The organism is Macrococcus bovicus, from assembly GCF_004359575.1.
Classification (GTDB): Bacteria; Bacillota; Bacilli; order Staphylococcales; family Staphylococcaceae; genus Macrococcus; species Macrococcus bovicus.
This window is the reverse complement of sequence record NZ_SCWF01000006.1, coordinates 73,023-99,143: the sequence shown is the minus strand read 5'-3', so window position 1 is coordinate 99,143 and position 26,121 is coordinate 73,023. Positions and strand designations below refer to the sequence as shown.

Annotated in this window: 29 protein-coding genes; 15 read left to right on the top strand and 14 right to left on the bottom strand. The window is 45.1% G+C overall.

Translation table 11 applies throughout. The features are described 5' to 3' along the window. The first annotated feature begins 78 nt into the window (after positions 1–78). The 3 genes from ERX55_RS07105 (at position 79) to ERX55_RS07095 (ending at position 1,417) form a co-directional block, all read left to right on the top strand. Complete coding sequence (locus ERX55_RS07105) at positions 79–333, top strand: hypothetical protein (RefSeq protein WP_133451875.1); 255 nt, start codon at positions 79–81, stop codon at positions 331–333. A 12-nt stretch (positions 334–345) separates the two neighbouring features. Then, a complete protein-coding gene (locus ERX55_RS07100; RefSeq protein WP_133451874.1) occupies positions 346–705 on the top strand; it encodes a hypothetical protein in 360 nt (119 codons plus the stop codon). A gap of 64 nt (positions 706–769) precedes the next feature. Next, positions 770–1,417, top strand: coding sequence for a metallophosphoesterase family protein (locus tag ERX55_RS07095; RefSeq protein ID WP_133451873.1), 648 nt, complete (start codon positions 770–772; stop codon positions 1,415–1,417). Here the strand turns inward: ERX55_RS07095 and ERX55_RS07090 are convergent. Continuing rightward, positions 1,414–2,574 (bottom strand): low temperature requirement protein A, encoded by a 1,161-nt coding sequence (locus ERX55_RS07090; protein ID WP_133451872.1) that lies wholly within the window; start codon positions 2,572–2,574, stop codon positions 1,414–1,416. The two genes, ERX55_RS07095 and ERX55_RS07090, sit on opposite strands and share 4 nt — an antisense overlap. A 50-nt stretch (positions 2,575–2,624) precedes the next feature. Further along, positions 2,625–2,855, bottom strand: coding sequence for a hypothetical protein (locus tag ERX55_RS07085; protein WP_133451871.1), 231 nt, complete (start codon positions 2,853–2,855; stop codon positions 2,625–2,627). Between the two features lie 87 nt (positions 2,856–2,942). Here ERX55_RS07085 and ERX55_RS07080 point away from each other — a divergent pair, with 87 nt between their 5' ends. The 6 genes from ERX55_RS07080 to ERX55_RS07055 all read left to right on the top strand — a co-directional run bounded on the left by ERX55_RS07080 (position 2,943) and on the right by ERX55_RS07055 (position 8,725). Further along, positions 2,943–4,136, top strand: coding sequence for an NAD(P)/FAD-dependent oxidoreductase (locus tag ERX55_RS07080; RefSeq protein WP_133451870.1), 1,194 nt, complete (start codon positions 2,943–2,945; stop codon positions 4,134–4,136). A 62-nt stretch (positions 4,137–4,198) separates the two neighbouring features. After that, on the top strand, positions 4,199–5,038 hold the full coding sequence (locus ERX55_RS07075) for a nuclease-related domain-containing protein (protein WP_133451869.1): 840 nt from the start codon (positions 4,199–4,201) through the stop codon (positions 5,036–5,038). A gap of 105 nt (positions 5,039–5,143) precedes the next feature. After that, a complete protein-coding gene (locus ERX55_RS07070; protein WP_133451868.1) occupies positions 5,144–5,647 on the top strand; it encodes a hypothetical protein in 504 nt (167 codons plus the stop codon). A gap of 55 nt (positions 5,648–5,702) precedes the next feature. Next, positions 5,703–7,757: a HelD family protein gene (locus ERX55_RS07065; RefSeq protein ID WP_133451867.1), complete on the top strand. Its 2,055-nt coding sequence runs from the start codon at positions 5,703–5,705 to the stop codon at positions 7,755–7,757. Further along, a complete protein-coding gene (locus tag ERX55_RS07060; protein ID WP_133451866.1) occupies positions 7,754–8,215 on the top strand; it encodes a DinB family protein in 462 nt (153 codons plus the stop codon). The genes ERX55_RS07065 and ERX55_RS07060 overlap by 4 nt, the downstream gene beginning before the upstream one ends. 63 nt (positions 8,216–8,278) lie before the next feature. Next, positions 8,279–8,725: a GNAT family N-acetyltransferase gene (locus ERX55_RS07055; protein WP_133451865.1), complete on the top strand. Its 447-nt coding sequence runs from the start codon at positions 8,279–8,281 to the stop codon at positions 8,723–8,725. 21 nt (positions 8,726–8,746) lie between these two features. Here ERX55_RS07055 and ERX55_RS07050 read toward each other — a convergent pair whose 3' ends face one another. Further along, positions 8,747–9,295, bottom strand: a complete 549-nt coding sequence (locus tag ERX55_RS07050; RefSeq protein ID WP_133451864.1) for a thioredoxin family protein — start codon at positions 9,293–9,295, stop codon at positions 8,747–8,749. A 119-nt stretch (positions 9,296–9,414) separates the two neighbouring features. Here ERX55_RS07050 and ERX55_RS07045 point away from each other — a divergent pair, with 119 nt between their 5' ends. Then, positions 9,415–10,644 (top strand): aminopeptidase, encoded by a 1,230-nt coding sequence (locus tag ERX55_RS07045; RefSeq protein ID WP_133451863.1) that lies wholly within the window; start codon positions 9,415–9,417, stop codon positions 10,642–10,644. 33 nt (positions 10,645–10,677) lie between these two features. On the opposite strand, the gene ERX55_RS07040 is transcribed toward ERX55_RS07045, so the two are convergent. After that, complete coding sequence (locus ERX55_RS07040; protein ID WP_165983739.1) at positions 10,678–11,376, bottom strand: PepSY domain-containing protein; 699 nt, start codon at positions 11,374–11,376, stop codon at positions 10,678–10,680. An 87-nt stretch (positions 11,377–11,463) separates the two neighbouring features. After that, positions 11,464–12,504, bottom strand: coding sequence for an NADH:flavin oxidoreductase/NADH oxidase (locus ERX55_RS07035; RefSeq protein ID WP_133451861.1), 1,041 nt, complete (start codon positions 12,502–12,504; stop codon positions 11,464–11,466). 151 nt (positions 12,505–12,655) lie between these two features. Here ERX55_RS07035 and ERX55_RS07030 point away from each other — a divergent pair, with 151 nt between their 5' ends. The 3 genes from ERX55_RS07030 to ERX55_RS07020 all read left to right on the top strand — a co-directional run bounded on the left by ERX55_RS07030 (position 12,656) and on the right by ERX55_RS07020 (position 14,977). Further along, the gene (locus ERX55_RS07030; RefSeq protein WP_243721473.1) at positions 12,656–13,033 is read left to right on the top strand and encodes a GntR family transcriptional regulator; all 378 of its coding nucleotides are present in this window, start codon (positions 12,656–12,658) and stop codon (positions 13,031–13,033) included. After that, positions 13,033–14,130, top strand: a complete 1,098-nt coding sequence (locus ERX55_RS07025) for a DUF1648 domain-containing protein (protein WP_133451860.1) — start codon at positions 13,033–13,035, stop codon at positions 14,128–14,130. Before ERX55_RS07030 ends, ERX55_RS07025 begins: the two co-directional genes overlap by 1 nt. Before the next feature lie 76 nt (positions 14,131–14,206). Further along, a complete protein-coding gene (locus ERX55_RS07020; RefSeq protein ID WP_133451859.1) occupies positions 14,207–14,977 on the top strand; it encodes an NUDIX hydrolase in 771 nt (256 codons plus the stop codon). 13 nt (positions 14,978–14,990) lie between these two features. On the opposite strand, the gene ERX55_RS07015 is transcribed toward ERX55_RS07020, so the two are convergent. Next, positions 14,991–16,028: a C45 family autoproteolytic acyltransferase/hydrolase gene (locus ERX55_RS07015; RefSeq protein WP_133451858.1), complete on the bottom strand. Its 1,038-nt coding sequence runs from the start codon at positions 16,026–16,028 to the stop codon at positions 14,991–14,993. Positions 16,029–16,207: 179 nt separating this feature from the next. On the opposite strand from ERX55_RS07015, the gene ERX55_RS07010 reads away from it, so the two are divergent. Further along, positions 16,208–17,011 carry a hypothetical protein gene (locus ERX55_RS07010; protein ID WP_133451857.1) on the top strand — a complete coding sequence of 268 codons (804 nt, stop codon included), beginning with the start codon at positions 16,208–16,210 and terminating at the stop codon, positions 17,009–17,011. A 40-nt stretch (positions 17,012–17,051) separates the two neighbouring features. Here the strand turns inward: ERX55_RS07010 and ERX55_RS07005 are convergent, their stop codons facing one another. The 3 genes from ERX55_RS07005 to ERX55_RS06995 all read right to left on the bottom strand — a co-directional run bounded on the left by ERX55_RS07005 (position 17,052) and on the right by ERX55_RS06995 (position 20,754). Next, the gene (locus ERX55_RS07005) at positions 17,052–18,542 is read right to left on the bottom strand and encodes a M4 family metallopeptidase (protein WP_243721472.1); all 1,491 of its coding nucleotides are present in this window, start codon (positions 18,540–18,542) and stop codon (positions 17,052–17,054) included. A 156-nt stretch (positions 18,543–18,698) separates the two neighbouring features. Beyond that, positions 18,699–20,213: a M4 family metallopeptidase gene (locus tag ERX55_RS07000; protein WP_133451855.1), complete on the bottom strand. Its 1,515-nt coding sequence runs from the start codon at positions 20,211–20,213 to the stop codon at positions 18,699–18,701. A gap of 178 nt (positions 20,214–20,391) precedes the next feature. Further along, on the bottom strand, positions 20,392–20,754 hold the full coding sequence (locus ERX55_RS06995; RefSeq protein ID WP_133451854.1) for a hypothetical protein: 363 nt from the start codon (positions 20,752–20,754) through the stop codon (positions 20,392–20,394). 119 nt (positions 20,755–20,873) lie between these two features. Here ERX55_RS06995 and ERX55_RS11430 point away from each other — a divergent pair, with 119 nt between their 5' ends. Continuing rightward, positions 20,874–21,035, top strand: coding sequence for a hypothetical protein (locus ERX55_RS11430; RefSeq protein WP_165983738.1), 162 nt, complete (start codon positions 20,874–20,876; stop codon positions 21,033–21,035). A gap of 24 nt (positions 21,036–21,059) precedes the next feature. On the opposite strand, the gene ERX55_RS06990 is transcribed toward ERX55_RS11430, so the two are convergent. From ERX55_RS06990 to speE, 5 genes are all read right to left on the bottom strand, one after another. Then, positions 21,060–22,139 carry an LPXTG cell wall anchor domain-containing protein gene (locus ERX55_RS06990; protein ID WP_133451853.1) on the bottom strand — a complete coding sequence of 360 codons (1,080 nt, stop codon included), beginning with the start codon at positions 22,137–22,139 and terminating at the stop codon, positions 21,060–21,062. Positions 22,140–22,357: 218 nt separating this feature from the next. Further along, on the bottom strand, positions 22,358–22,765 hold the full coding sequence (locus ERX55_RS06985; protein WP_133451852.1) for a YolD-like family protein: 408 nt from the start codon (positions 22,763–22,765) through the stop codon (positions 22,358–22,360). Positions 22,766–22,864: 99 nt separating this feature from the next. Further along, positions 22,865–24,103 carry an MDR family MFS transporter gene (locus ERX55_RS06980; RefSeq protein WP_133451851.1) on the bottom strand — a complete coding sequence of 413 codons (1,239 nt, stop codon included), beginning with the start codon at positions 24,101–24,103 and terminating at the stop codon, positions 22,865–22,867. 321 nt (positions 24,104–24,424) lie between these two features. After that, positions 24,425–25,276, bottom strand: coding sequence for an agmatinase (speB, locus tag ERX55_RS06975; RefSeq protein ID WP_133451850.1), 852 nt, complete (start codon positions 25,274–25,276; stop codon positions 24,425–24,427). Beyond that, a complete protein-coding gene (speE, locus tag ERX55_RS06970) occupies positions 25,260–26,120 on the bottom strand; it encodes a polyamine aminopropyltransferase (RefSeq protein WP_133451849.1) in 861 nt (286 codons plus the stop codon). The genes speB and speE overlap by 17 nt, the downstream gene beginning before the upstream one ends. Position 26,121: the final 1 nt, after the last annotated feature.

The window sequence follows — 26,121 nt, the reverse complement described above, 5'->3', positions numbered from 1 at the left end:
TTTAATCTTAAAATTAAATTTATAAGGTTAAACTATGTTTAAAATCTTTTGTCTATGATGAATATGAGGAGTGATAAAATGAAACTAGATGAACAACAGCGTAAACGTACAGCGATAGGTGCGATAGTATTGTTTCTGATGATGGCTTTTCTTTTCAGTCAGGCTGATAAAGGACCGCATACACCCATGCAGTGCGGTGTAGGTATAATCGGCAGTGCTGGAACGGGTGCTTTGATAGGTGCATATGCATTTCCGACCTTGATGCCTGTCGGGGCTACAGTCGGCGGTGTTGGCTTTGGAATGATGGCTGCTTCGAATTATTGTTTCGACTGAGGAGGAGAATAGATGATTAAAAAAATAGAGCGTCACCCATGGTTGTTTGTCAGTGCGTGGGTCATTCCGTATATCTTTTTTGGTCTGCCTGCTTACCAGTCGCAGCATGCCTGGCTGAAGATAGTCGTTCATGTAGCTCTGGCACTCGTGTTCACGTATTTCTATTTCAGCTGGACTGTCGATGAAGCGGAGCTGAATGAGGCGCTGAATAAAGAGATTGAGAAGACAGGATTAACTAAGCAGCAGCTCTGGTCTTACACCGGTTTAAATGCCTACACGCTGACGCCTGACGACAAAGAAGGCTATACCTTCTTTATGGATAAGGCTGACAAGAAGCAACTCTTAAAAAAGTTAAAAGCTTATAATCACTGATTCTTAGTTTCTTTAATTCTTGAAGTGGTAAAATAAAAGAACTACTTTAAAGGGTGATAAAACAATGGATTATTTTATTGTGGGTGATGTGCATGGCTGTTTCTATACACTGAAGAAATTGCTTCAGCACTGGGACAGCGATCATCAGAAGTTGATTTTTGTCGGCGACTATATCAATAAAGGGAAACATTCTCACAAGGTCGTAGAACTCATCAGGACGCTGCAAGCTAAGTATCCCGGTACAGTATGTATCAAAGGGAATCATGAATATGAAATGGTCCAGTATATCGAGAAGGATGTACCGCTGCAGGAGATTAAAGAAAATTTTCGCAATACGCTGGCGAAGTATGATCTGCGAGATCAATACCGGGATGACCTGAAATGGATGAAGCGTCTGCCGCTCCATTATGAAGATGAAGTCATCTACGTCACCCATGCAGGTGTCAACTGGCTCGGTCTGCGTAAATTCAATGAGAATTCGAGCTGGAGTGTCCTCAGATATCGGGGACGTCTGAAGAATATGAAGAAACTGCAGGTGTTCGGCCATACGCCGACTGAGTCGAAACATGCAGAATACAGCAAGAAATATCACGCGCTCAATATTGATAGCGGTGCGGGCAACTTCGATAATATGACAGCTGTACTGATCAGTGAATCCGGTGAAATCAAGAAACTCTATACAGAGAACGTGAAAAAAGAGGACTATCACTAGTCCTCTTTCTCTATGTCTGGATGTTTCTTTTTGTAAATATAGAAGTAAACAAAGAATATCACTGTAGTGGTCACGGCGCCTGTAAGGGTCAGCGTATAGGGCATATGTCTAGTGAAATAAGCGATGATGAAACTGATGATCAAAATAATCGGTATCACTATCCGGAGCGTGCGGTCACTCGTGAATTTCTCATGTGAATACTGAAGTGTTAAGAGCATGCCGGCATAAAAGAAGGCAAAGGCTGCATGCATCAACTGAATCTTAAATGAATCTTCAACAGGTTCCTCCGCATTTAAGACTAAAGAGGCATTGACCATACCCAGACCTAGAATGATAAGAAAGTGAGCGACGGTCATGGTCAGTCCTGACGAGTAGTTCTCTTTTTGAATCAATCGGTTGGATTTCAGCCAGTAGGTACCGAACAGTGAAATCAGCGTAATGAACAGAATAGGATAAGTGAAATGCAAGTGCTTGATATCAAAGATTTCTGTCAGACCGATAATCGCTTCACCGAACATGATAATGGTGAGCAGCGAATAGCGTTCTGCCATATGGGGGATGTTGACACCTGACAGCTGGATCCTCTTTCTGAAAGGCATCGGCAGCAGGGTGGCCGACAGAATAGCTGTGATGAATAGCCCGTACATAAATGGCCCTGTCGCAAAGATAGCGGCGGTGGCAAGACAGGCACTGATGAGCATGATGGTGCCGAATAGTTTGGCGGCGAAGCGGTCATGCGCTAAGATTTTATCCTTGAGAGATAGAAAGAACTGCAGGCTGGTACTGATGAACAGAATGGCGATACAGACATTGATGGAATCAAACACTGAACGAATATCACCTTTTAAGCTGATCGCTAAGAAGATAGCGATGAACATGTTGAAGAGCAGGAAAAAGAGATCCTTGGCCCGTATCAGTCCGAAACGGTTGGTATAAGTCGTCTGATAGGACCAGACTGTATAGAAAACGAGCGTCATGATAAAATATTTGATAAAATTTAGCAGAGGAATATCCCCATTCTCTGTATACAGAATGGTATGGGAAATCTGTGAGATGGCATAGACAAAGACCAGGTCATAGAAAAGTTCTGACAGATCGACTGCTTTTTTGTCCTGTTCATGTCTGTCTGTTAAATCTTCGAATAATTGTTCTTCCATTTAAGTCTCCTTTTGAAAATGATAAAAAAAAATCAGCCGCAGCTGATTTTTTACAGTTCTTCAATACCTTGTGGCGAAAGCTTGATGATTTTATTGACATTGATAGAAGAGAAATCATCTTGTTCTTTTATCGTCAGGAAGCCGTTCGCGTCGCGGCCTAGTTTAGCGATGAAATTATTGAATGTAATCGTTTCATTTGTTGTCACACGCTCAAAATGATGGATAACCACATGATCTTCCATCAGTACTTCAATCTTTAAATATTGATTGCTTTCAGACATGAGAAAAAAGCTCCTTTATCCATTGAATTTAGTAATCTTTACCCGTCTCACATCTTTTTACACATATTATCAGGAAGAAGGTCTATTATGCTGCATAACGGAAAATTATTCTGGCCCCATACTTTTGAAGGACACGATTATCCACAACTCGATACATCCATTCAGTGCGAGGTGCTGATTGTCGGCGGCGGTATGAGCGGTGCGCTCAGTGCCTATACATTTGCCCAGGCGGGTTATCAGACCGTGCTGATTGATAAGGGCAAGATTGCTGCGGAAAGTTCAGCTGCCAACACTGGGCTCTTGCAGTACATGAGCGACAAGGCACTGCATGAATGTATTGAGGATTTCGGTGCCGAGGCAGCCTATCATTTCTACCGTCAGTCATATGAAGGACTGTCACGTATTGAAGCACTATGCCATGAGCTGCCGGATGATGTGCGGTTCATCAAACGGGAAAGTGTGCTGTATGCATCCAAGAAGAAAGATGCCCGCTTTCTGAAAAAAGAATATGTCGCCCTCAGAAAATATGGTTTCCCCTGTCAGCTGCTGGATAAAAACGAACTGAAGAAACGCTATGACATTGAGGCGGCAGGCGCGCTCATCACTTATGAAGATGCAGAGATCAATCCTTATATCTTTATCCAGCGGCTGCTGGAGAAAGCGGTCAGCGACTATGATCTACAGATTTATGCAGACACTGAACTGGCCAGCTGGCGGACGAAGAAAGGACGAGTGGTCTGCCGGACAACAGGGGGTGCTGAGATAACAGCGAACCATACGATCTATGCAGGCGGTTATGCGGACAATCATTTTGTCAAGAAAATCAAGAAACGAAAACTCGTCAGATCCTACGCGATTGTCACGCAGCCGGTGACGGAATTATGGCCGAGAAACGCGATGCTCTGGGAGACAGCGCGACCTTACCTCTATATGCGGCATGCACAGGAAAATCGCATCGTCATCGGTGGGCTGGATGATAATCAGAAACGGGTGCCGGGTAAGTGGCGTATCGGCCGGAAGACTCAAAAGCTGAAGCGTGAATTTGCGCGGATGTTCCCGCATATTGAAATCGAGATCGATGCACGTTATGGGGCGCGATTCGGTGAAACAAAAGACGGTCTGCCGTTCATCGGTGAAGTGCCGGGCAAGAAGAACTGCTATATGCTGCTCGGCTACGGTGGAAATGGCACAGTCTATTCAGCATTCGGCAGCAAGATGCTGCTGGACATGGTACAAGGCAGACGGACACAGATGCAGCAGATTTTCAGGCTGGATAGATAATGATTTTCCAGACAGCTGCCCTTGATAAATTGAACTATTACTGATCTCTGAAAGAACGTTGTATGTTGGATGAAAGTCAGCACTCTGATTTTGTACGGACGGCACTTGGGTATAGTGGTGAGAAGACTTTTGTGGAGATGGTCAAAGACTATGGCGTCGTTTTATGGGACGTGACTTTGTCGGCACCCTTTTTAGGCAGCGCACAGTATGATGTTTTGCTGATCACAGCCGGCAAGCTCATCCATTATGACATCAAAAATTTTAAAGGACAGTTCAAGTTTGCAGAGGGGCGGCTAGTATCAAGCTATAACCGACACTATCATAATCCGCAGCATCAGTTGGAACGTGCACATGCCATTCTGGAAGCCCTGATGCAGCAGTCAGGGTATCATGATAAAGTAGAAAGTTATTTAGTATTTATCAATGAGCATTTTCATGTGAGTGGTGCAGTGGATTCCAGTGGGTTGATGCGGGGGCAGCTGCACGACCATCTTAAAAGATACAGAAAAAGCGTCATACAGGACACGCAGCTGGAAGTCGGAAGATTATTGATAGACTATCATTATCCGTTTGATCATCTTAATCAACCGCTCAGAGTCCCTTTTGCAGAAGTTCAGCCCGGAGTCAGATGCCCGGAGTGCAGAAAACTTGGACAGATCATCTACAAAGAGAAGATTAACCATGAATGCGTGCAGTGTCATAAAGTCATCAAGATAACAGAAATGCTGCGGGCGAGCTTGAATGAGCTATTTTATTTAAAAGGGGAACCTTTCACTTACAGGGAAGCGCTGGAGTGGTGCGGTCATCCTTCGAGATCTACGCTCCAACGTCTGCTTAATCAGCATTTTACTAAAGTGGGACATACCAAAGGAGCAACATATAGTCTAGGAGAAAAGAAATAGAAGTTGGTGCAAAAACGTCTAATTGCACCAGGTCTCGAAGGAAGCTGGTGCAAAAACATCTAATTGCACCAGGTCTACGCTATAACAAAGGAGTCATCGATTGTTATGCCGAACAAATTGCAGAAGGAAGTCAATCAGCTTTATTTCGGGGAAGGTCTGTCAGCAGCAGGTTTCATGCTGCTGTGGTTCGGCACGGCTTTCTTTAAGCCTGAGACGCGCGTTTTCCTTCTCAGTCCTGCGACATTTCTATCCGTTATCAATATCAGCCTCATACTACTGACAGGGAGTTATTTCTGGGGCATCATGAAACGACATGTGGATAACAGGAAAGCACTTGCTCTTACCGACCTTCAAATTCAAAGGTTCAGATACCTGCAGAGCATCATCATCCTGATACTCATTTCGGCTACTATAGCCATCGTCATGACTTTGCCTCATTCACAGGATATGTGGCTGTTGATTGCACTGACTTATATTTTTATGTGGCTCGAATACATCAATTACTTCCACATTCGCCTGTCTTATTTGACCCCGAGGGAATTCAGACAGCTCGTGACAAACCGTAAGCTGACAGCGTCTCACCTCCGCCGCGCCTTAAGAAACAAATAGGTTTACATTTCGTATAGATTCGCTAAACTTATCATACGCGAAAAAGGAGGACGTTATGGTCTCTAAAAAACAAGAAGCACGACATTTAGAAGGTGTCAAAAGCCTGATTGATATTATACACAATGAACTTTCCGGCGAACTTGAGAAAACGACAGGAGAACTCATTGAAGAACGTCGTTTTGCCCTCGAGGAACTCGGTACAGAAATTTCCGATGATGCACAGATTGAGTACTCACAGGTGCTGCCGTCGCTGAAGTTTCAGGAGGAACTGCAGGTCAGCAGACAGGACGTGAAGCATAGTCTGGGCAAGATGAAGGACAGACCCTACTTCGGTGCTGTGACCATTGCTGATGACGACGATGGAACAGAGAAACTCTACATCGGTCTCAACAGCCTGAAAGATCCGTCGACGCGCGATCTTATCATCTATGACTGGCGGACGCCCATTGCATCTGCTTATTATGCGAATCACCTGGGAAATGTGGACTACGAAGTACCGACCGTAGGCATGCAGTCGGTGGACGTCAAGGAACGTATTCAGCTGGTTATTGAAGACGGCAGACTGCTGGATGTCTTTGATTCGGAGCTTTATATCGGTGATGATGCCCTGCAGCATCTCCTGGTCGATACAGCGAAAGACAAGATGAAATCTATCGTCACCACCATCCAGGCAGATCAGAACCGCATTATCCGTCAGAATTCGGCGCAGGATGTTCTTGTGCTCGGCCCACCAGGAAGCGGTAAGACGTCGATTGCCATGCAGCGTATTGCTTACCTCCTGTACCTGCATCGCCATAAAATGAATGCAGAGCATATGCTGTTCATCACACCGAATGAAATGTTCGGCGATTATATTGCAGAAGTATTACCGGAGCTCGGCGAAGCTTCGATTAATGCGCTGCCTTTTTATCGTCTGCATGATAAGTTAAGACGGGGCTACGAATTTGAGACCTTGTTCCAGCATATTGAACGCATGCGTACAGCCAGCGACACGTCCGCATATCAACTGAAGTCTTCGCCGCGTCTCCTCGATGCAATCAACAGGCATGTCAGTCATCTGGCGGAGAGGGGGATCAAATTCCGGACCATCAAAATTAAAGATGAGTATTTTGCCACTTCAGAGGAACTGACGGAACTGTTCTATGGGAAGTTCAAAGACTCGCCGATTGACACCCGTCTGAAGAAGATGCAGGTGGAGCTCTGGCCGCGCTACGAAGCAGTGCTGCATAAGGCCATCAAAGAACGCGCAAAGGCACTGAAGAGAGTGCCTAGTTATATCGGGACAGACGAAGAACTTGAAAGACAGGCGAAAAATGAGAAGACGAAGCAGTTCCGTATCGTCAGAAATTATATTCAGCGTCTGGAATTCGTCAACGTCGAAAAGATCTATCTCGATATTCTGCAGAAGCTGGACAAAGCAGTACGGCAGACAACGCTTGAGTCACTGCGCGAAAGAAAACTGAACTATGAAGATATCGCGCCGCTTTTACTGCTGACGATCAAAGTCAAAGGGCTTCAGCGGGAACCGAAGATCCAGCATCTGATTATTGATGAAGTGCAGGACTATAGCCCGGTGCAGCTCGCTGCAATCTCCGCGGTATTTCCGAATGCAAGAAAGACCATGCTCGGTGACCGTCATCAGCTGGTGCATCCAGTCATCAGCAGTCAGTTGAAGGGAGAAGCCATTGAGCTCACTAAGTCATATCGCTCAACAGTTGAAATCACGGATTTCACGAAGTCGCTGATCGGCAATACGATTACCCAGTCTATTGGTGTACATGGTGATCCGGTTGTGCAGCTGTCTTATAGTGAGTTCAAGGAGAAACTCAGACAACTGGATTCAGACAGTGTCGCTATTATAGCGCGGGACGCAGCCCATGCAGCAGAAGTCGCAGAGGAGCTGCCAGACGTCACCTTACTGAGTCACGACCAATATACTTTTACAAAAGGGAAGATCCTGATGCCGAACTATATGTCAAAAGGCTTTGAGTTCACACACGTCTTCATCCTTGATTACGATCTTTACGATGCTGACAAGGACCGTTATCTTTTATATACAGTAGCATCACGTGCAACGAGACATCTTTATTTAGTGGAGGCAGAGCAATGAATGAAATCATGAATCAGATCAGCTGGCAGATCGAAAGTCTGAAGCAGTTGTTCCGCCGTGTCAGCTTTTTCTCTATGGAACAGGAGATCTATCCGGGCGGCCGCACGTGTCAGGAACTGCTGAACCATATTGTACTGTTACCTGAAGCGGACTACCGGCTCAGCCAAGGTGTCTCGAAGGAAGAGATAGACCAGTTCGCACACTACTGGCAGAAAGAACTGACGTCAACAGAGATGCTGGAAGCACGTCTTGATCTGAGCTTCAGCATTCTGAAAGATGCCTATAAGGAGCTGGAACCGGAAGACCTGATGGTGAAGACGGCCAGTTACTGGGGCACAACATATAACCAGAAAGAATGGCTTCTGGTGATACTGACGCATCTCAGTCATCACCGCAGTCAGCTCTATACGTTCCTTAAAATGGAAGGTGAGCAGGTTGACGTCAAACTATTCGAATAATGCTGTGTTTTTTGATACAGTGATCATCGCGCGCGGATGCTATAATCATCATGAGGTGGCGCTATGCTATGTGATAAGCTGCAGACAGAACGGCTGATAATCAGACCGTTAGACCAGAACTTAATCGATGAAATGGGTACAGAATACAATCAGCATCAACGTTTCTTCCAGCACCTGCAGAAACTGGCAATCGATCCGACGCTCAAAGGTTGGGATGCCTGGATTGTGCAGCTGAAGAACGGCACTTATATCGGCGACATCGGCTTTAAAGGGAAGCCGAATCAGTATCAGGAGATTGAAGTAGGATATGGATTTGAAGAGGCATATCGCGGGCAAGGCTATGCAACTGAAAGTGTGGGTGCACTCATCTCCTACGTACGTTCCATTAATCCTGAACTGACCATTAAAGCGGAATGTCTCAAGGAGAATAAAGCCTCAATAAGAGTGCTTGAGAAGCTGGGCTTCAGACAGATTCACCAGGATGAGGTCATGTATTACTGGACACAATAAAAACCTGACATAGTCAGGTTTTTATTGTGCGACTTTATTCAGGATTGAGGTATAGACATCGTTCCAGAATGCAGGTGTTGAAAGGAATGCCTCATGCGCCAGTTGATGTTTAGCTTTGCTTTTTTCTTCGAAAGTCGGATCATCTTTAGGCGGCAGGTCTTGCCTTGAATCTGTAATGAAGGCCTGTACGCCTTCTGCTCGTGGACCCCAGACCGCAACCTCTTCGAAATTCTCATCCATAAAGATGTAGATCGGAATAGAACGTGAAGTGCCGTTCGTTAAGTACTGGTCGATTAAATCTAAGTTGCTGTCGCGCAGCGCAAATCTGACCTCCATCTGAGCCTGCTCAGCCAGTCTGAGTAATACGGCGTTGTTCATCATGGCATCGCCGCACCAATCTTCACTGATCGCCAGCACTCTTAAATGTCTGTCTTTCAGTTCAGCCACACGTGCATCCTCCGGCGCTTCAAATTGCTCGTAAACCTGCTGCATCTCTGTCTGGTTGACTTTCATCTGTGCTTTATAAGCGTCTACTGATAAGGCATTTTCAAAATATTCTTTTAATGACATCTTGATTCATCCTCCTTTTTGGTTATTATATCAAAAATAAGCTATTTCCTTCAGCTGAAGACTATCTAAATACTTCGGTTTCCGATATGATTAATGTACTGAGACAAAGGAGGATGTATATGGATTACAATGAGAAACTCAAAAAATATGCTGAACTAGTCGTGAAAGTGGGACTCAATGTCCAGAAAGGCCAGAAAGTAGCCATCAGTTCAGACATTGATGCGATTGATTTTGTCAGAGCGGTGACGAAAGCTGCTTATGAAGCGGGAGCCGTAGAAGTCATCCAGGATCTGACCGATGGACCTTCTACACAGCTGAAGTATGACTATGCCCCGATAGAAACATTCAAAAAGACTTATGACTATCAGAAGCAACGGATTGATACCCATCTGGCAGAACGTGTCGCACATCTGCGCATCTATTCACAGACGCCCGAACTTCTGAAGGATGCCGATCCTGAAAAAATTGCAGCTAACGCGACAGCGCTCGGCGAACTGAATAAAGATTTCGCACGTGCAGTCGGTCGTTTTGACTTCTCGTGGTGTATTGTCGCCTTTCCGAACGTGGCCTGGGCAGAACTGGTCTTCCCGGATTTAACTGGAGAAGAAGCACGCACGAAGCTTCTGGACGCGATGATCGCAGCAGTGAGAGCGGATCAGCCGGATCCTGTACTCGCCTGGGAGGAACACAATCGTAACTTAAACGCACGCGCACGATTATTGACAGAGAAAGGCTATGACCGCCTGCATTACAAATCAGAACGAACAGATGTTGAAATCGGACTTAATCAGCATCATATCTGGATGGGGGCCAGTGCAGTCAATGCGGATGGTATTGAGATACAGGTCAATATGCCGACTGAAGAGGTCTTCACCTCACCAGACTTCAGACGCGTCAACGGGGTCATCGGCAATACACGACCTTTAAGTTACAACAGCGCGATCATCGATGATTTCACACTGACCTTCAAAGAGGGCTCTGTCACTGACTTCGAAGCCGCGACAGGTTACGATGTACTGAAGAATATGCTTGAAACAGATGAGGGTGCCAGAAGACTCGGGGAAATTGCATTGGTACCGGATGATTCGCCTATCTCAAATTCAGGCATCCTCTACTACAACACACTGTTTGATGAGAATGCATCTTGTCACGTCGCGCTGGGCCGCTCATTCCCAGGTGCGCTTGCAGGTGGTAAGGACCTCACTAAAGAAGAGCTGGAAGCACAGGGCCTTAACCAGTCACTGATTCATGTCGACTTCATGATAGGCGGTCCAGATCTCTCTATTGAAGGCGTCCACAAGGATGGCACAAAAGAGTTCATCTTTAAGGACGGGAACTGGGTCATTTAATAAGAAAATAAAAAAAGCGCCGAGGCGCTTTTTTTATTTATCTTCTGTCACTGCTCCGCTGAACGGATCAACATTATACTCATGTTCAGTCGTCCCGTCCAGTAATGTCGCTTTAAATACAGGGACATTGTCATCTGTTTCTAATGTCCATTCCTTCACTTTGGCATTAGGGCCGACTTTATCTTGAGCTTTCTTGATGATGTCATCATAATTCATCGCTTTATCTAAGTTGATGGCTGTTTTCTTTTCATTATCTTCTTCAGTACTCATTAACTTGCGGCTATCCATGCCGTAAGTATATTCTACATTTTGGTTGCCTTCATTCTGGCTGATTTTATAAACCCATTCATTGTTCTCTTTTTCAAACTTGATATCTGTGATTTCGCCTTTGTTCTTCTGCGATTCAAGCACTTTAATGATGTCGTCTGGTGTGGACTTGATATCATTGAGAGCTAGAGCTTGCTCACTGCTGGTATTACTATTTGAAGAAGACTGACCTTCATCATCTTTTTCTGCGTCATTCGAATCATCCATGTCATTATCATCGGAATCTTTCGCTACATTCGCATCTTCATTACTTTTAACATCTGCTGATTTGTTAGTTTCACCAGAATTCACTTCTGATTTCGCATTATCATCTGGATTTGTCTGTTTATCGTTACTGTTATCCGCATCACAGGCAGCAAGTGCAAGACCCGCTGACAGAATAAGACTGAGTGCTTTAAATTTCATCCTTAACATCCTCCAGTTCAATTGTTATGACCTATTTACCCTAAACTGGAAGTGATTAAACTTATGCATCTCAACGGACATAGGCAGTTAACGTATCCCTCGTTCATATTGTTTCGGCACTTCGATATCATCTCTGAGTGCTTTGACCGCATGAATCGCCCAGTAGGGGTCGTTCAGCATGCCGCGGCCGACAGCCACTAAGTCCGCACTGTTATCCTGCAGTGTCATCTCAGCGACAGCCGGTTCGTCCAGTATACCGACCGCGATTACAGGTGTCTCTAATTCTTCCTTGAAACGACGTGCAAAGCTGACCTGATACCCTGGATAGTTGCCGGGTTTGTCTTGCCCTGGAGGTGCCTCACCACCTGATGAGATATCAAATATATCTACACCTGCTTCTTGATAACGGCGACCCATCTCAAGTGCATGGTCAATATCGTAGCCGCCGTCCATATATTCACGTGCTGAAATGCGGAAGAGCAGCGGCATATCATCCGGCATGACCGCTTTAACCGCTTTGATGACTTCTACACCGAATAAGGCTGAATCCTGGCCGTATTTATCTTCTCTGTGATTGATGCCTGGTGAATGGAACTGATGGATTAAGTAACCATGTGCGCCGTGGATTTCAATTGTATCAAACCCGGCTTCGACTGCACGTCGTGCTGCTTCCTGATACTTAGTAACCATCTGTTCTGCTTCTTCTGTTGAAAGGGCGCGTGGATGACGGACCGGACCGAACTTTGTCGGTTCCTCAAGCGGTGTCTCGGAGGAACTGACCGGGGTCTCGATATGCGTCGCTTTACGGCCGGCATGGGCGATCTGGATGGCAGCCTTACTGCCATTCGCGTGAATGATATCAACTAATCGTCTGTAGGCCGGAATCTGCGCGTCATCCCATAAGCCGAGACAGTTGGCAGTGATACGACCGTCCGGTTCGACATTCGTCATCTCGACAATAATAAGACCTGTCCCTCCCACAGCACGGGATGCGTAGTGAACATAGTGCCAGTCAGTCGGTGTACCGTCTTCTTCTGTAACGGAATACTGACACATCGGGGGCATCACAATCCGGTTTTTCAGCTCAAGATTCTTCAATGAATAAGGTGTATTTAGAATAGTTTTCATGATTGTCATCTCCTCAAGGCTATTATAAAGGGAAGTAAATCGTGAAGGTAATCATAAGCATTTATTTACAAATAATCTCAGTATTGATATACTAATGATAGAACAAATATTTTTTTAGGTGAATTATTGTTATATATTATATAGAACAGAGGTGAGGACCATCTATATTGAGATTGATGAACAGTCCGAAATTCCGCTCTATTTGCAGCTGGCCAATCAGATTATCAGAGCGATTGCGACGGGTGAGGCGATGCCATATGAGCCATTGCCTTCCGGACGTGCATTAGCCGGTGATCTCGGTATCAACATGCATACCGTGAATAAGGCTTACCATTATCTTGAGGATAAACAATTTATTCAAGTGCTGCCGAAGTCCGGTGCCATCATTCATCCGGCTGCACGCCGTCAAGCGACGCAGGAAGAAAAAGAAGATATCAGCAACCGGCTTCAGCCTATTATTGATGAAGCAAAGTGCCTTCAATTAACGGATGACGAAATTTATCAACTGATAAAAGGAGAGAAAATCTGATGGAAACTCTAGTACTGAGTCTGATAGTTTTAATGACAGGATTGATGATGTTGTTTTCCGGGCGATGGATCAGACGAAACCTGCTCTTCAGTATTTATGTACCGGATGAGCAGCAACGTCGGGCTGAAGTAAAGGCGATGCAACAGAGCTACAGAAATAGCATCATCATCGTTTCTGTTGCTGCGGCCCTGTTAACGGCTCTGCTGCTGGCTCTATTATCTGCAGGATGGGGAATGGCAGCTTTTATCATTATCATCCATACATTGATCATAGCTGAGCTGCTGATCTATAGCCGAAGCTACCGGTCTCTAAAGCAGCTGAAAGAAGAGGAGGACTGGATGGCAGGCAAGCAGGTTGTCCGCGCCACTGATACAACCGTCAGAAAGGATCTGCATGTGCTGCCGTCTGTTATCTATCTGATACCAGCCGGCATACTCTTACTGGTCACACTTTATACGTTATTCCATTATCCGGAGATACCGGAACGAGTAGCCGTACACTGGGGTCTAGATAATCAACCTGACCGTTTTGAACAAAAAAGTCTGATGACGGTCTTTCTGCCGGCTGGAATGGGATTTTTTACTTTGTTTATTATGGCAGCTGTTTCCAATGCAACAGACATGATGCCACTCAAGCTGAATCCGGCAGCTAGAAAAGCATCTGCTGATTATGAGGTGAGGACGCGCAGAAATAACAGCTATGTGATTTTTATGATCAGTATGATCATGGCGCTGCTGTTCAGTTTTATCACCATCCAGCAGGTCGTGATGCCGAATGAGAACCTGCCAGCTGCTTTTATGCCGGTCGTCCTGATCGGCACTTTCTTGCCGGTGATTGCGGGCATGTACCTCCAGTGGCAGGCGGATAAAGACTACCGACATGCAGCAGCGGAAAATGATAAAGCACCTTATCATGATGATTCGAACTATGTATTAGGCCTATTCTATTACAACAAACAGGATCCGAACGTCTGGGTACCGAAAGTCTCGCAGTTTGGTATGACATTGAATATGGCCCGGACAGAAGCGAAACTGCTGGCGGTACTTTTTGTGATTGTGCTGTTAGGACCCGTTCTCATCATTGAATTATTGATGTAGCCATCCGTCTGCAAATATTAGCAAAATTCTGTTTTTTTACCTATAATGAAAGAAAGGGCAGTAAAGGTGTGAGAATATGTATCAGGTAAAGACAGAGATCAAAATCATTCCAGACGGCTTTAACGCTGTTAATGATTTTTTTCACGACCATGTATTTCGCAGCTACGTTGAACTCGGGGCGCGACTCGTCGGCCGCTGGGTAGATGAAGATTACACTCAGATTACGGAGATATGGGATTTTCAGGACCGTGAACATTATCAGCAGTTCTTTAATCTGAGAAAAAAAACGTCGCACTATAAGAACAGCCGCTTGCAGAAGATTGCTAATGACAAGTGGATCATCTCTAAGAAGGAAACACATATGATGCCGACGGGTAATTACTTTCAGCCGCGGCATAGTGTATCCGCCAGTGTCTATGTACAGAATGAAGCGGGTGAGACGCTCCTCGTCCGCAGTCTGCATCGCAGTGACACACTCGAGATGCCGGGCGGTGCGCTGGATAAGGAAGAGAGTCTTGTCGATTGTGCAGTGAGAGAAGTGAAGGAAGAGACAGGACTGGATGTCGAGATCAAGGGGCTCCTCTGCATCACGCAGAACTTATCAAGTGGTGTCATCAATTTCAGCTTCCATGGTGAAGTCATAGGGGGCGAGCTTGCAGATTGCGAGGGTGAGACACAGGATGTCGGCTTCTATGATCTGACGGATACGAAGCTGAATGTCCATGTGACGTATCCGCATTTCAAGGAGCGCATCCTTGAATGCAGCAAGCTGAACTATCTGCCATTAGATATGTATGAAGTCAGACCTTATCATCTGACGCAACGCTTAAAAGGCGCTCATCATTGAGCGCCTTTTATATTTATTCGCTGGCAAACGTGATAGTGGTGTCGATTTGACCGTGAATCGTCTGGATATCCAGCGCATGACCAGCTAGCCATTTCCCGAAGTCCAGTTCGACCGGTGACTGGTTGCCACCAAGTGCAAACAGAGCCTTCAACTCCTTGGGGAAATAGCAGCTGGTATGAATCGTGCCACTCCAGCTGGCATATTTGTCGCTGAAAATCCCTGCCTCCGTGTTATTCATGATTCGAAATGCCTGATCCGCAGTCAGGGCATCTGTCACCTGTTCCGTCATCGCCTGCATGCGCATCTTGGAATCAGTCAAGACCCGTCTATTCTCATGCGTCAGGACTTCAAAATGATTGGTACAGTAGTGATGGTTACGAACAACGACATCCCGCGGTGTAATCTCGATGATTTTTGTTGTACCGGAAGGGTCGAGAACGATATAGGAGAAGCTTGAACGGTGAGGGAGCTCATGCAGGAGATCGATGACATCCTGCACAGTCGCACAAGTCTCTAGAATCAGCCGGCCGACCATATAGCAGACAAAACCGTCACCTGGCTTCTTACGATGCATGAAATTATAACCCATCGTGAGGCCGAGCTCGTTGATACCATCCATGCGGCCGGTGATACGGGAGACCGGAGCCATCGTCGCCAGACCGCCGTCATTCGGCTGAAAGAAAGTGAGACGGCCATCATAAGTCGCAGGGTGATAATCATAGTTACGGACCAGATAGGAATCTGACGTAAAAACAGAACAGCCGCTTTCCTTAGCATAGACCCGGTAGTGACCGAAATTTAACAGCACCTGTTCAAGACTGAGCTGAAGGCCATCCTGAAGTCCCAGCAGTTCCTCCCAGATTTTCGGTGCAAACTGCTGATAGACCTTCTCCGTTTCAACAGGATCGATATCAAAGCGAGGACGGCGCAGACGCCACTCGCGTTCACGGTTCTCCATCATCAGTGTCGACTTCAGCCATTCAGCCTGCGTGAGCCCGAAATCATAATGACTCCCTCTGAATTCAGTTATCACACTCTTCACTTGTTGCATTCAATCACGTCCTTACTGGAATTAGATTTATTTTAACATAGAGGAAGCGTCATCCCCATGCAGGTCGACTCCCTTCTCATTTTAAGATTTATTAATCCAAAGAGATTAAAAGTGTAATAACCGTCTTCCCTTGACTTTTGCATATATATACCCTAAGGTGGGTACCGAGGAGTGATAAAATGAGAACGTTTGAACAGGAGAAGGATCTTTTTTTCATCGATAGTTCAACGTACGAACTTTTAACAGAACACTTAAAAACGACCGTGGTATGTCCTAAGGATGAGTTTAAAGGGCATATTCTTTATAAAAACTTTCATGTCAGCAATTGCCACCGCACCTGGCAGATTGCCGATTATGACTATGTCATTGTGGCGCGTCCTGGCTGGTATGAATCACTTTCAAGTGAGCTGCAGCAGCTGATTTATGAGGAGCAGCGCCGGACGGGTTCCCGGCTCGTCCTGGGCCATCTGCTGATTACTCAGCAGTTCTGGCGTAGCCTGGCACCAGCCACACAGCAGAGACTGATTCATTTTTATGATGAGAAGATTGAAGAGGTGGATATCAGTGGTCTGCCTGAACGTTTCCAGCAGCTGCATCATGTTTTTCCGGAGGAGCACGGCGGTAACTGTTTCGCGACAGCGCTGTACGGGGTGGTAGATGATCCGGCCTTATTGACAGAGTGGGTGCATAGTCAGACATTCCTTGATATGCTTGAAAGAAATCATTTCCAGCGTTTTGACCGTGCAACGAAAGACAGTGTTCTGGTCTTTGAGAAGGACGGTGTGGTCGTCCATGCCTGCTATGTCATTGATGATGAGTACTGCTTCAATAAATCCGGTCAGACTTTCTTCAATCCGTGGCATATCGCGCGTATAGACAAAGTGATGGCGGACTGGGATGACTGCAAAGTAATGTTCTTCTGTGACCCGTCCAAACTGGATCAATTAGTGAACTTAGGCATTGATGACAAAGTCGTCGCATAATAAAAAGGTGAGAGATTATGTTCTCTCACCTTTTTCTGTATTAATAAACGCCGACCTGATCCCAGGCACTACCTACGACTTGAGCATCTGCTGTACCATATAAGTCTGTTGCAGACTGAATGAGTGCTGCCCGTGCATCGCTGAATGTTGCATTTGATGTTAAATACTGCGTCAGTGCACGGTAATAAATCTGTTCTGATTTCACTTTGCCAAGCTGTGTGACTGTATTGTAGAATGCTTTATTCGGGATACCACTGTTATAATGGACGCCGCCGTAGTCACCTGCTTCTGTGTTAGGCAGGTAACGGTAGTTATTCATATGGGCTGGTTGGTTATAAAGAGTAGGGTTAGAGAGACTTCTTAAACCGTCTCCTGCCACATTTGGTGTATAGACATCTTCACCGATCAGGAAATCACCTGAGTCAACGAAATAGGCGAAGATATCAGAGAATGATTCGCTCAACGCACCTGACTGATTCTCGTAAGCAAAACCAACAGTGCTATCAGTCACGGCATGTGTCAGTTCATGCGCCACTACATCATTTGCGCCTGATAAAGCTTTGAAAGTAGAGCCATCGCCGTCACCATAGACCATGACTTGTCCGTTCCAGAATGCATTATTATAGTTCACACCGAAATGAACGATAGAATAAATCGGTGAACCGGCATTGTCATAAGAGTTGCGGTTGAAACGTGCTTTATAATAATCGTAAACGACATCAGCGTTGTAATGCGCATCCACACCTGCTCGCTGTGTCTGAGCAGTGAAGTATTTGTCACGGTCTGTCATCAGACTATAAGTGGAAGTGGTATTCTTTGCATCATATGTTTCAATCAGACCTGAATGCGTGAAATCCGTCAGTGAATAGATGCCTCTGTTAAAGTTCAGATTGATAGTTTTACTGGTCCCGCTGACGCCAGTTCCAGTCCCTGTTGTAGCCACGTCTTTAATTAAGTTCTGCTTGCTGATGACGGCGCCGGTCTCTGCATCAATCTGGATCAGCCAGTTGGCAGCTTCCGGTGTAAGATAGATCAGCTGGATATTGTAGACGATTTTATTCTTGTCTGGGTTGATGACAGTCTCCACTTTATTGACAACTTTACGGCCCATGTTGCTCACTGCTTCAGGTGAGACGCCAGCTGCTGCATAAGCTTTCTGAATGGCCTGAACTTGAGTCAGTTGTGGTGTATTAGTGGGCGCGAGTGTAGACTGGTCTAAGTCACCGTTGACCATTACGACGTTGCCATTAGCATCTACGTGAACTTTGACTTCTGAATGAATAGCAAATTTTCCTTTTGCTTTAGGTTTTAACGTATAGTGTGTAAAGCCAAGTGAGTCTTTATCAGCTGATACAATAACGTATTGCTTATAGCTTTTTTTCACTGCTTTGTAGCCCGGCAGGTCTCTAAGCACTTTCTTTATATCTTGAGAAACCTGTGTGTGTGGTTTGATAGATTGTGCAGAAGCATGAGGCGCGATAAGTGTTGCCATAATGCCGGCAGAAAGCAGGGCAGGTGTCAGTTTTTTCAAGTGTTTATCCTCCATTTAACGCTTTAATATAGCATAACTATACAGCAAAATAGTTAAAATACAATAGGTTTTCTGAAGGATTAAAATCAAATTTTTGTATCATAATACACATAAAAAAGAAGGGCTTCCTGATGTAAGAAGTCCTTCTTTTTTATGTTAATAAACGCCGACACTTGACCATGCATTTGCGATAGTGTTCGCTTCAGTGGAGCCATATAAATCCTGAGCGGAACGGATGAGTGCAGCACGTGCATCGGAGAATGAAGCGTTAGGTGTCAGATAATAAGTGAGGGCACGGTAATAGATTTTCTCAGCTTTTGCTTTACCGATGACGGTTACCGTATTATAGAACGCTTTGTTCGGGATACCACTATTGATATGAACGCCGCCGTAATCACCGTCTTTTGTATTCGGCAGATTGCGATATTGATTCATATGAGCAGGCTGGTTATACTGTTCAGGATTAGACATGCTGCGCAGGGCATCGCCCGCTACGCCTGGTGTGTACACATCTTCACCCATCAGGAAGTCAGGGTCTACGAAATAGCCGAATACATCAGAGAATGATTCATTTAATGCGCCTGGTTGATATTGATAGACAAGTCCAGCTGTATGTTCTGTCACAGCGTGTGTCAGTTCATGTGCAATGACGTCATTTGCGCCTGATAGCGGAGAGAAGGTGCGGCCATCGCCATCACCATAAAACATCGCTTCACCATTCCAGAATGCATTGTTGTAATTGTAGCCGAAGTGGACGACTGAATAGAGCGGTGCGCCTTTGCCGTCGTAGGAATTACGATTATGCGTATTCAGATAATAGTCATAGACTTGATCTGCGTAATAATGCGCGTCAACCCCTGGACGCTGTGACGTGCTTGTGAAGGCGTTATCGTAGTCAGACATCAATGTGAAGTTAGTTTCAGTATTACGAGCATCGTATGTCTCGATATTGCCTGTGTGCGTCTGGTCAACGAGGTAATATTTGCCGCTGTCTGACACGAGGTTAAGTGACTTGTAATCTCCTCTGTTGCCATAACCATAGCCGGTTGTTGCGACCTCTTCAAGCAAGTTTTTCTTTTGGATGACAGCTCCTGTCTCAGCATCGATCTGCACATGCCAGTTCGCAGGTTCTGGCGTAATATAGATAAGCTGGACATCGTAGACGTATTTATTGGATTCTGCGTTAATCGCAAGTTCCGCTTTTTTCACCACTTTACGGTCCATATTCTTGACTTCTGATTCCTTCACGCCAGCCGCTTCGAATGCCTTATCAACGGCAGTTTCACTTGAAATCTTCTGCGAGTTCGTCGGCGCAAGTGCTTTCTGGTCCAGATCACCATTGACAAAGACAATCTGTCCCTCTTGATTGACGTGAACTTTGACTTCTGAATGAAGTGCAGCTTTGCCATTCACTTTTGGCTTCAATGTGTAATGCGTGAAACCGAGGTTATCTGTTTCGGCACTGACCACTTCATATTGTTTATAGTTCTTTTTCACTTCTTTCGAGCCTGGAAGATTTTTCAGTGCTTTTTTAGCATCTTGCTTATCGTGCACTTTTTCCAGCTGAGCAAGAGATTTTGACGCATCTGACTTTGCTTCTGCGACATGGCCAGGTACTAGTGAAGCGAGCATTACGGATGAAAGAACTGCAGGTGCAATAAATTTTTTCATTTTGATGTCCCCTTAATTGAAGTATTTGTGAATCTTAAATTGATTATAATCAGAAAATTATAAAAATACAATACAAATATTAATAAAAAATATAAAAAATATGTATATAAATATAAAACGGACAAATGCACATAAAAAAAGCGCTTATCCTTTAGATAAGCGCACTGATGATCATATGTTATGATCCGGTGATTCCCAGTTCAAAATGAGCACGTTTCAGTTTATGGGTATTGCCTACTGCATGAAATGTAAGTAAGCATAATGAAGGCGCACTAAGACGATTGAAATCATCATCTTCTCGTGTGATCTTCATGATGACAAGCGTATCTTCCTGCCGGTCCGCTTTATAGATAACCTCAAAATTCCAATCCTGTACCATTGAAAAACGTTCTTCAAACACCTGGATCATATTGTTATAATCGCCATAAATCACATGCCCATCAGGGTAGACAAATTCTACCGCTATGTCAGGTTCAATAAGGGTTTTGATTTCTTCGAGATTCTGATGCTGCCAGGCAGCGAGGAGTTGTACATGTGACAAATGAGTCATTCCTTTTCTATCAAGACTTTAGAGTATTATACCATAGGTTGTTTTAAATATTTTATAACGGGAAATTAATATGGTAAAATAAAATCATTATGATGATAGAGGTGAAACACATGAAGGGATTTTTTAAAGCTTTATTCTTTATCGTATTTTTACTAGCGATTGTTGTAACAGGTGGAGCTGCTTTCTTATTCACTCGTTTTAAAGCAGATTTTGAAGATATCGAGCGTCGTACAAAGGATATCGTTGCACAAATTGAAGCGCAAAACCCATAAAAACTTGCCTGCGGGCAAGTTTTTTTATGTTCTGGATGAGCGGCGCGTGATCAGGAGCAGGCTGATACCACTGACAGCAAGAATAGAACTGAGCCATTTTGTAAAGTCATGTTCTCCTGTCTGAGGCAGTTGGACTGATTTTTTCTTCTGAGGCCGGCTGACTTTTAGAGGTATTATCTCCTCTGTGCTTACTTGCGGACGAGGGTCGACTCGAGGTGCTGTGACAGGTAGTTGTGGTGCCCCGTTTACCTTCCTGCTAGACGTTTTTCTGATTGCTTGATGTGTTGCTTCGTAGGGTGTTTTCGGATGTGGCAGTTTGAGTGTCTGAGCTGCTTTGACTGTCTTTTCTTTTTTAGCGGGGACTTTCACTGCTTTTTGTGGCACCGGCATGTGTTGATGGGGGTTAGTCTTCTGATTGATAGTTTTCTTAGCGGGCTGCTTCAATGTCTGTTGCTGGATCACAGGGTCATGAGATGACAGGTCTGAATGACGATGAAGGGCAGGTTTCTTCGGTGTCTTCGGTGTTTCTGGTGTCTTCGGTGTTTCTGGTGTCTTCGGTTTCTCGGTAGGTTTCTGGATGACAAGAGCAGCTGATATTCTTTCCGGGGCCCGCTGCTGTACAGACGCTTCCTCAGAACTGCCTGTTGATGAGTCAACCTCTGACCTTTCTTGTATCACGACATCATTTTGTTCATCAGGCTGAAATGTTGCCTGGGCTTTGACAAATGAGAGTTTGTGGTCGCCAGGGGTCAGGTGAAGAAGCAGGCAGCCTTCTTCATCTGTCATCACTTCTTCGCCGTCTAACAGCAAAGATTGTGAAGACAAGGGTTCATTATACTGATTGATGACTTGAATGAGTGTTTCAGCTGGCTGCTCAAGTGACTCATCAGGTATGTCAGACTCGACTGTCTTCTCTTCTGGCAAAGTGAAGTGTTTATCGTCCTCCTCTTCTTGCAGCAGCTGTCCGTCAGACCCTGTTTCTATCTGATCATCGACAATTACAGTGAGTGAGTAATGAGAGCCAGAGTCGACCGGGTTAATAAGAGGGTCAGGGGTGGGCTTGGTGGCCAGAGCGGTCATGAATAGAATACCGAAGTGTATCATGAGTCATCTCCTTCGTTTTCTTTTTATTGTGACAGGTCACTGGCATCGAATCTACCGTATTACTGTTTCTATAGAATCTCTACATAGCTGTTACAAATCAGTGGAAATAGGTCCATTATTAAAAAGTTGAAATCCATGTATTTACATTTAGGACATGATTAATAGGTTGATGTAAAAAATAAGCTTAATTAAATTTACAAAAAAACTATCTGAAGAATTCAGATAGTTTCAAGGGTGATATTGATGACATCCATGAATGAAATGAAGCACATCTGCTGATCTGCTTGATTGATTCCGATGATATGTAGAGCCCACCTATCAATTCTCTCGATAGTCATTACGAGATCATTGATGTAGCCCTCATGATAGAACTGAATCAGAACAGGGCACTGCTGCCGTTTCGCTTCTCGCAGTGCAATGTCCAGTTCCTCGAGACGGTCTTCTGATAGTTCAGGCCGGTCGATCTTGTTCTGATTCTCTATATGCTGTCTGACAATTTGGAACTGCTCAGGCATCGTCGCAAATGGCGCCCATTTAATCATGCCTCGCCCTTTTGGGATGTGCGGATTCAGCTGGCTCGGCTCAACTTGACGATAATCCAGCTCACCATAGACTGGATGCTCCATAACATCACTTCTTTCACTGATGTAGCTTTATTATACGAACATATGTTCGATATTGCAACAATATTTATGATTTTTCATGATACCGCATAAAAAACTGCTTTACTCGGGTATCGGTTGTTTGAAGATGCGAGTATGAACAGCGAGATAGAAGAGCAGCATACCGATAAGACCCATAATGATGACATAGAGTGACATCATTATGCTGTTTAACACGACGCCGATGATCAGCCCGGAACTCGCAACAAGGCCGGCCCCGCTGTAACCCAGAGAGCTGAATGCGATATAGCTTGCCCGTTTATCCTCAGGCATCAGCTTCGCCTGGAAGACTGAAATAATCGGTGTCTGCATCAGCTCACCGACTGTTGCGAGGAAGATGACAAGCATCAGTAAATACCAAGTCGTCAGATGATGAGCAAGACCATAACCTGCTGTGTAAAGAAAAGTGCCCATCAAGAGGACATAGACCTGATTGCGATGTTCTGTCAGCTTGGCAATCAGGAAAGTGATGGTGACGACAAGCAGTGTATTCTCAATCAGCAGGATACTCATCATACGTACCCCGTCAACATGGATACCGAACAGGTCAATGGGCTTAAAGACATTATGGAGTCGCACCCCGATATAATTGGTCAATGCGAACTCAGCTGAAAAAACAAAGATCATCGCTGACGTAAAGACGACAAAACGTGTGTCTTTCAGCGCGACCTTATAACTGCTCAGTAAATCACGTACCCAATGAGCTTCAACGACCTTACGTGCTTTATGGACGGTCGGATCGATAAGATAACGCTGGAAGATAGCCGTATTGACCAGCATGATGAGCACGATGAACATAAAGAGCAGAACCCGGTGGTCCTTGTAGAACAGACCGCCGATAGCTGTGCCGATAGCAGTCGCCAGATTGTTGGCCCAGTAGGACATCACATAGACAGACTTTCTCATCTCTTCAGCTGTAGAATCAATAATCAATGCTTCCAGGGCGGGGAATATCATAGCCCCGCTGATAGCAGTGAACATAAAGAGAAGTGACACGATCCAGGGCATATTGATGGCGGGATGAATAAAGAGAGTCATCAATATCATAATCATGGCAAATAGGAGCTGACCGGCAACGAGCTGTCCTTTACGACTGAAACGATCAGCGAAATAACCGCCGCACAAATTGCAGATGAGGCTGAATACGACGTTGACACTCAAAAGGATACCGGATGTCACTTTACCCAGTTCATCAGCAATATAGAGGACCATAAAGGGCATGACACTCATACTGGCTGCATGATCAAAGAAACCACAGATAATTCTGAGTTTGACGTTGGAGGGGAATTGTGAAAATTTCATAGCTGAATCCTCGTAGTTCTGTAGAATAACTCTATTATACCTATATTGAAGATGAAATAGTTGGATTTTTCTAACATTTTTCACTCGAAGAATGCGATGTGATAGCAAGAGTTATGAGCGATAAACAGCAAATATCGCTCATAACGCCAGTAAAAGAGCGGACCTTCTAGAGTTATGAGCGATAAACGACAAATATCGCTCATAACGCCAGTAAAAGAGCGGAACTTCTAGAGTTATGAGCGATAAACGACAAATATCGCTCATAACGCTGTGCCGCAATAAAAAAGGTCCTCATACATCAATATGTATGAGGACTTTCATCTATTTTGTGATGGCCAGCATAAGTTCGCGCGCGACTTTAGCTGCCACTGCATTTGATACACCTGATGCATCGTAAGGTGGTGACAGTTCCACGATGTCAGCTGCAACAACGTTCAGCTGCTCAAATATTTTGAAAGCAGGTTCCAGTTCCTTGTAAGTCAGGCCGCCTGGTTCCGGTGTGCCGGTGCCAGGGAAGATAGAAGGATCGAGGCAATCAAGGTCAATCGTGACATAGACAGGCGTATCTTTCAGGATGCCCGGCAGGTCTTTCAAAGTATCGATAGAGAATTTTTCAAGTGTCGTATGTTCATTACTCCAGTCGAATTCTTCTTTAGTGCCTGAGCGGATACCATATTGGAAGATACGGCCGTCACCTGTGATGTCATGAATGCGACGGACGACTGTCGCGTGACTTAAAGGCTCGCCCATATAGTCATCGCGTAAATCTGTATGAGCATCAAGCTGGACAAGAACAACATCAGGATATTTTTCGTGAACGGCACGGAAAGGACCGAGCGTCACCAGATGCTCGCCGCCGATCATGAAAGGCAGCTTGCCGGCCGCTAAGATTTCGCGGGCTGTATCTTCCAGTTCATCCAGCACCTTCACTTTGTTGCCGATTGTAATATCCACATCTCCCGAATCCATGATGCTGACGTCTTCCAGGTCTTTATCAAGGTAAGGACTGTAGGTCTCAAGCCCGTATGACTCTGAGCGGATGGCATCTGCCGCAAAACGTGTACCGGGACGGTTCGAGACTGTTCCGTCAAAAGGCGCACCGTAGATGACAGTGGATGCGTCTTCAAAGGTTGCCTCACAGGCCATATAGACATACTTATTCGGCTGCATCATTCAGCATCTCCTTGACGAATGTCGGCAGGGCGAACGCACCTGTATGGATATCTGTATTGTAGTATTTTGTTTTCAGGCCTAGTTTGTTCCATGCATCTAAATCGGCATCTTTTAATGGGTCGAATTTCTTAGACGCGAAACCGAAGAGCCAGTGGCCTGACGGGTACGTCGGCATATGGAACTGGTAGACACGTGTAATCGGGAAAAGACCTTTGATCTTAGAGTGTGCCCGTTTCATTTCATGGGCATAACTTGGATAGTACGGTGACTCATGCTGGTTGATCAGAATACCTTCGTCGGTCAGGACACGGAAACAGTTGTTGTAGAAGTCATGCGAGAAGAGCCCTTCACCAGGACCGATCGGATCTGTAGAGTCGACTAGAATAAGGTCATAATAACCTTCTTCTTTATTTTTGACATAAGCAAGGCCGTCTTCGAATAACAGCGTCACACGAGGGTCTTCCAATTTGCCTGCTGTAATAGGCAGATATTCCTGTGACAGACGGACGACGCGCTCGTCAATTTCGACCATGTCGATCTGTTCGATTGACTTGTAGCGTGTCAGTTCACGGACTGTACCCCCGTCACCGCCACCGATGACCAATACTTTCTTGATGTTAGGATTTGTTGCCATCGCTACATGTGTAATCATATCGTGATAGACGAATTCGTCTTTCTCGTTGACCATCATCAAGCCGTCTAATGTGAAGAACGTCCCGAATTCTTCAGATTCAAAGAAGTCGATCTGCTGAAAATCAGACTGCTCAGAGTGGATGTGTTTATTTGTCTTGATTGAGAAACGAACGTTATCTGTATGATTTTCTGTATACCAAAGATCTAACATG

What these genes read in the sequence shown, in the direction of transcription:
- ERX55_RS07105 (WP_133451875.1), top strand. Translation starts at nt 79, where the DNA reads ATGAAACTAGATGAACAACAGCGTAAACGTACAGCGATAGGTGCGATA.
- ERX55_RS07100 (WP_133451874.1), top strand. Translation starts at nt 346, where the DNA reads ATGATTAAAAAAATAGAGCGTCACCCATGGTTGTTTGTCAGTGCGTGG.
- ERX55_RS07095 (WP_133451873.1), top strand. Translation starts at nt 770, where the DNA reads ATGGATTATTTTATTGTGGGTGATGTGCATGGCTGTTTCTATACACTG.
- ERX55_RS07090 (WP_133451872.1), bottom strand. Translation starts at nt 2,574, where the DNA reads ATGGAAGAACAATTATTCGAAGATTTAACAGACAGACATGAACAGGAC.
- ERX55_RS07085 (WP_133451871.1), bottom strand. Translation starts at nt 2,855, where the DNA reads ATGTCTGAAAGCAATCAATATTTAAAGATTGAAGTACTGATGGAAGAT.
- ERX55_RS07080 (WP_133451870.1), top strand. Translation starts at nt 2,943, where the DNA reads ATGCTGCATAACGGAAAATTATTCTGGCCCCATACTTTTGAAGGACAC.
- ERX55_RS07075 (WP_133451869.1), top strand. Translation starts at nt 4,199, where the DNA reads ATGTTGGATGAAAGTCAGCACTCTGATTTTGTACGGACGGCACTTGGG.
- ERX55_RS07070 (WP_133451868.1), top strand. Translation starts at nt 5,144, where the DNA reads ATGCCGAACAAATTGCAGAAGGAAGTCAATCAGCTTTATTTCGGGGAA.
- ERX55_RS07065 (WP_133451867.1), top strand. Translation starts at nt 5,703, where the DNA reads ATGGTCTCTAAAAAACAAGAAGCACGACATTTAGAAGGTGTCAAAAGC.
- ERX55_RS07060 (WP_133451866.1), top strand. Translation starts at nt 7,754, where the DNA reads ATGAATGAAATCATGAATCAGATCAGCTGGCAGATCGAAAGTCTGAAG.
- ERX55_RS07055 (WP_133451865.1), top strand. Translation starts at nt 8,279, where the DNA reads ATGCTATGTGATAAGCTGCAGACAGAACGGCTGATAATCAGACCGTTA.
- ERX55_RS07050 (WP_133451864.1), bottom strand. Translation starts at nt 9,295, where the DNA reads ATGTCATTAAAAGAATATTTTGAAAATGCCTTATCAGTAGACGCTTAT.
- ERX55_RS07045 (WP_133451863.1), top strand. Translation starts at nt 9,415, where the DNA reads ATGGATTACAATGAGAAACTCAAAAAATATGCTGAACTAGTCGTGAAA.
- ERX55_RS07040 (WP_165983739.1), bottom strand. Translation starts at nt 11,376, where the DNA reads ATGAAATTTAAAGCACTCAGTCTTATTCTGTCAGCGGGTCTTGCACTT.
- ERX55_RS07035 (WP_133451861.1), bottom strand. Translation starts at nt 12,504, where the DNA reads ATGAAAACTATTCTAAATACACCTTATTCATTGAAGAATCTTGAGCTG.
- ERX55_RS07025 (WP_133451860.1), top strand. Translation starts at nt 13,033, where the DNA reads ATGGAAACTCTAGTACTGAGTCTGATAGTTTTAATGACAGGATTGATG.
- ERX55_RS07020 (WP_133451859.1), top strand. Translation starts at nt 14,207, where the DNA reads ATGTATCAGGTAAAGACAGAGATCAAAATCATTCCAGACGGCTTTAAC.
- ERX55_RS07015 (WP_133451858.1), bottom strand. Translation starts at nt 16,028, where the DNA reads ATGCAACAAGTGAAGAGTGTGATAACTGAATTCAGAGGGAGTCATTAT.
- ERX55_RS07010 (WP_133451857.1), top strand. Translation starts at nt 16,208, where the DNA reads ATGAGAACGTTTGAACAGGAGAAGGATCTTTTTTTCATCGATAGTTCA.
- ERX55_RS07000 (WP_133451855.1), bottom strand. Translation starts at nt 20,213, where the DNA reads ATGAAAAAATTTATTGCACCTGCAGTTCTTTCATCCGTAATGCTCGCT.
- ERX55_RS11430 (WP_165983738.1), top strand. Translation starts at nt 20,874, where the DNA reads ATGAAGGGATTTTTTAAAGCTTTATTCTTTATCGTATTTTTACTAGCG.
- ERX55_RS06990 (WP_133451853.1), bottom strand. Translation starts at nt 22,139, where the DNA reads ATGATACACTTCGGTATTCTATTCATGACCGCTCTGGCCACCAAGCCC.
- ERX55_RS06985 (WP_133451852.1), bottom strand. Translation starts at nt 22,765, where the DNA reads ATGGAGCATCCAGTCTATGGTGAGCTGGATTATCGTCAAGTTGAGCCG.
- ERX55_RS06980 (WP_133451851.1), bottom strand. Translation starts at nt 24,103, where the DNA reads ATGAAATTTTCACAATTCCCCTCCAACGTCAAACTCAGAATTATCTGT.
- speB (WP_133451850.1), bottom strand. Translation starts at nt 25,276, where the DNA reads ATGATGCAGCCGAATAAGTATGTCTATATGGCCTGTGAGGCAACCTTT.
- speE (WP_133451849.1), bottom strand. Translation starts at nt 26,120, where the DNA reads ATGTTAGATCTTTGGTATACAGAAAATCATACAGATAACGTTCGTTTC.